We start from the raw sequence: 3,289 nt of genomic DNA on the forward strand, positions 1-3,289 counted from the left end.
GGCGCGCGGGTGCCGATCGCCGACGCGCAGAGCGCGGCGCAGCTGGCGGCGCTGGCGCGCAACACCGCCGAGTTCGGCATCCGCTATATCGACGAGACGGCGGCGGAGCAGGGCATCGTCCATGTCGTCGGGCCTGAGCTGGGCTTCACCCTGCCCGGCACGACGCTGGTGTGCGGCGACAGCCATACGGCCGCGCACGGCGCGCTGGGCGCGCTCGCCTTCGGGATCGGGACGAGCGAGGTGGAGCATGTGCTCGCCACGCAATGCCTGCTGTTGCAGCCGTCGCGGACGATGGAGGTCCGCGTCGAGGGCGCGCTCGGCTTCGGGGTGAGCGCCAAGGACGTGATCCTCGCCGTGATCGGCCGGATCGGCGCGGCGGGCGGCACCGGCCATGTCATCGAATATACCGGCGACACGATCCGCTCGCTCTCGATCGAGGGCCGGCTGACGATCAGCAACATGAGCATCGAGGCGGGCGCGCGCGCCGGGCTGATCGCGCCCGACGAGGCGACGTTCGCCTATCTGAAGGGGCGGCCGCTGGCGCCGGCGGGCGCGGAGTGGGACGCGGCGCTCGCCTGGTGGCGGACGCTGCCGACCGACGCGGGCGCGGCGTACGATCGGTCCGTGCGGCTCGACGCGACCGACATCGCGCCGACGCTGACCTGGGGGACGAGCCCGGAGGACGTGGCGCCGGTGACCGGGCTGGTGCCCGAGCCCGACGGCTTCGCCGACCCCGCCAGGCGCGACGCGGCGCGGCGCTCGCTCGCTTACATGGGGCTCGCGCCGGGCCAGCGGCTGCAGGACGTCGCCGTCCAGCACGTCTTCATCGGATCGTGCACCAACAGCCGCATCGAGGACCTGCGCGCGGCGGCGGCGGTGGCGGACGGGCGCCACGTGGCCGACGGGGTGCGCGCGATGGTGGTGCCGGGCTCGGGCCTGGTGAAGCGGCAGGCGGAGGCCGAGGGGCTGGACCGCATCTTCACCGGCGCCGGCTTCGAATGGCGTGAGCCGGGCTGCTCGATGTGCCTGGCGATGAACCCGGACAAGGTGCCGCCGGGCGAGCGTTGCGCCTCGACGAGCAACCGCAACTTCGTCGGACGCCAAGGGCCGGGCGCGCGCACGCACCTGCTCAGCCCGGCGATGGCGGCGGCGGCGGCGGTGACGGGGCGGCTGGCCGATGTGCGGGACCTGATGGGAGGACGGCCGTGAAGAAGGTATTGGCGTTGCTGATCGCGGGCACGATGCTGAGCGGGGTGGCGGCGTACATGGCGTCGGCGCGGGTCGAGACCGCCCGCTGATCGGAGCCGGGCTGGTCCCGGCCTCCACGCCACCCAGGAGCTGTCATGCAACCAGTCACCATCGTCAGCGGCGCCGCTTATCCGTGGGGCGCCAACAACGTCGACACCGATATCATCATCCCCGCGCATTGGCTCAAGACGGTCAGCCGCGCGGGGCTGGGTCGAGGCGCGTTCGAGACGGTGCGGGCGCAACCGGGCAATCTGTTCGACGACCCGCGCTATGCCGGCGCGCCGATCCTGATCGCGGGCGACAATTTCGGCTGCGGGTCCAGCCGCGAGCATGCGGCCTGGGCGCTGCTCGACCTGGGCGTGCGCGCGGTGATCGCGCCGTCCTTTTCCGACATCTTCTCGGGCAATGCCGTCAAGAACGGGATCATCCCCGTCGTCCTGCCCCGCGCGGTGATCGACCGGCTGCTGGCGGCGGCGCTTGATCAGCCGGTGACGGTCGATCTGGAGACGATGACGGTCACCACCACCTTCCAGGACCGGTTCGCGTTCGAGCTGGACCCGTTCCGCCGCCGCTGTCTGATGGAGGGGCTGGACGAGATCGGGCTGACGCTGGCAAGGGATCGCGCGATCGGCGATTGGGAAGAAGGCGCCGGCGCGGCGCGCCCCTGGGCGATGCGGGAGCGGGCGGATGCGGGCGTTGCTGTCGAAGGCGGTCGGCGGGCCTGACACGCTGGCGCTGACCGACCTGCCGGAGCCGGTGGCGGGGCAGGGCCAAGTGGTGATCGCGGTCAGAGCCTGCGCGATCAACTATCCCGACGTGCTGATCATCGAGGATCGCTATCAGTTCAAGCCGCCGCGCCCGTTCGCGCCGGGCGGCGAGATCGCGGGCGTGGTGGACAGCGTCGGCGAGGGCGTCACGGGCTGGGCACCGGGCGACCGGATCATGGGCGTGATCGGCCATGGCGGGCTTGCCGAGAAGATCGCGGTCGATCCGTCGCGCCTGTTCCGCCTGCCGGCGGAGCGGAGCTTCGCGGCCGGAGCGGCGCTGATCCTGACCTATGGCACGGCCATCCACGCGCTGCTCGATCGCGGACGCCTGACGGCGGGACAGAGCCTGCTCGTGCTCGGCGCGGCGGGCGGCGTCGGGCTGGCGGCGGTGGAACTGGGCAAGGCGTTCGGGGCGCGGGTGGTCGCGGCGGTCTCGTCGGCGGAGAAGGCGGCGGCGTGCCTGGCGGCCGGGGCGGACGAGACGATCGTCTACGGCGCCGCGCCGTTCGATCAGGCGGCGTCCAGGGCGCTGGCCGAGCGGTTCAAGGCAGCGGGCGGGGCGGCCGGATTCGACGTGATCTGCGACCCGGTCGGCGGCGACTATGCCGAAGCGGCGCTGCGCTCGATCGGGTGGGAGGGGCGCTATCTCGTGGTCGGCTTCCCGGCGGGCATTCCCCGCCTGCCGCTCAACCTGACGCTGCTCAAGAGCTGTGATGTCTGCGGGGTGTTCTGGGGCGCGTTCGCGGCGCGCGACCCGGCGGCGAACACGGCGCATGTCGAGCATCTGTTCCGGCTGTGGGCCGACGGCAGGATCGCGCCGCGCGTGACGGAGGTGTTCCCCTTCGAGCGCGGCGGCGACGCGATCACCAGGATGGCCGCGCGCGGCGCGATCGGGAAGCTGGTGGTGGCGGTGAGCTCCTGATCCCCCCGCGACGGAAGGACGGAAGGTCTACCGCCCCGGCGTCGGGCTCGGGGCGGGAGCGGGCGTCGCAGCGCCGGCGCGGCGCTCGGCGATCGCCTGGCTGATCTCTGCCGGCACGGCCGCCATCCGCTGGCTGAACTGCGCGCGGGCGGCGTCGCGATAGGCGGCGGGGAAGCTCGGGCTGCTCACCCAGCTCTCGAACTGTGTCGACAGCGCGGCCTGTTCGGCGGCGCAGCCGGCGATCGCGGCCTTGGCCGCATCGTCCGTGGTCGCGGCGGTCGGCGCGGTCGAGGTCTTGGCGCCCAGGCACGTACCGAACGCCTGCGCGGCGGCGGCGAAGGCCGGCGGCGGG

At 73.2% G+C, this 3,289-nt stretch carries 4 protein-coding genes; 3 read left to right on the forward strand and 1 reads right to left on the reverse strand.

The window, feature by feature from the left end:
• From leuC to HUU95_RS11805, 3 genes are all read left to right on the forward strand, one after another.
• Positions 1-1,209, forward strand: a 1,209-nt coding sequence (gene leuC, locus HUU95_RS11795; RefSeq protein WP_174280287.1) for a 3-isopropylmalate dehydratase large subunit, incomplete at its 5' end; no start/stop codon positions are given.
• 134 nt (positions 1,210-1,343) lie between these two features.
• Complete coding sequence (leuD, locus tag HUU95_RS11800; protein WP_174280288.1) at positions 1,344-1,973, forward strand: 3-isopropylmalate dehydratase small subunit; 630 nt, start codon at positions 1,344-1,346, stop codon at positions 1,971-1,973.
• Complete coding sequence (locus HUU95_RS11805) at positions 1,936-2,937, forward strand: NADPH:quinone oxidoreductase family protein (RefSeq protein ID WP_174280289.1); 1,002 nt, start codon at positions 1,936-1,938, stop codon at positions 2,935-2,937. The genes leuD and HUU95_RS11805 overlap by 38 nt, the downstream gene beginning before the upstream one ends.
• 27 nt (positions 2,938-2,964) lie before the next feature.
• Here the strand turns inward: HUU95_RS11805 and HUU95_RS11810 are convergent.
• The coding region (locus HUU95_RS11810) for a hypothetical protein (protein WP_217429828.1) at positions 2,965-3,289 on the reverse strand (325 nt) is incomplete at its 5' end.

The organism is Sphingomonas bacterium (genome assembly GCF_903643065.1).
Lineage (GTDB): Bacteria > Pseudomonadota > Alphaproteobacteria > Sphingomonadales > Sphingomonadaceae > Sphingomonas.